The sequence below is a fragment of the Bradyrhizobium sp. AS23.2 genome, from assembly GCF_001908185.1.
Classification (GTDB): domain Bacteria; phylum Pseudomonadota; class Alphaproteobacteria; order Rhizobiales; family Xanthobacteraceae; genus Bradyrhizobium.
On the sequence record NZ_LGHM01000341.1, the window covers coordinates 1 to 621 of the forward strand.

1 pseudogene is annotated in these 621 nt (G+C 55.9%); it reads right to left on the reverse strand.

Going from position 1 to position 621, the window contains the following annotated elements:
- Positions 1 to 467: pseudogene (locus tag AC630_RS45055) on the reverse strand (hypothetical protein); the annotation flags it as partial.
- Between the last annotated feature and the right edge of the window lie 154 nt (positions 468 to 621).

Consider the following 621-nt stretch of genomic DNA (forward strand, 5'->3'; position numbering starts at 1 on the left):
GTTCGCGCGTACTGATAGCGCTCGAAGATAATCTGGTCGTCCTTGGCAATCAGTAGGCCAGTGACCGGATTGCGCGACATGTAGTCGAGGGGCGAAAACTTGCTTCCCTGAAAATTGTAGTAAACTTCTGCCCTTGAGCATTTGAACTTCCAAGGCGTCACAGCTCGCTCGATGAGCCGTGTTGGATAGATGCGATCGATATGGGTGAATGCGCCGACACGGTATCTTGGCTCCCAAGGGTCGCCTTGCCTCCGCGCCTCCGCAATGTCGGGAAGAGGATAGCCATCTTTTGCGCCGTAAAGCTCGGCGTTTGGACCTGTTGTGAAGAAAATCGGACCGGCGCAGTCTTGCGTCTCGCGGGGGGAAACTGGTTCCGCGGTTGCGGGGATGGGGCCGCCCAACGCACAGGCGACTGTAGCAGCCAGCGATGAAACAGCCTTACGACGGGAATATTGCTGCGCCGACATGTAGTCCCCCAAGGGTCCTGTAAGTAGAGACCAAATTGGGCGGAAACTTCAAGGAGTATGTCTCCTATTGGCCGATTTTGTTGCAGAACTATCTTGAGGAGCAGGGCGAACCGTGATTCCGTCGAGGTGAAGCGGCCATCGACGGAGAGTTTCG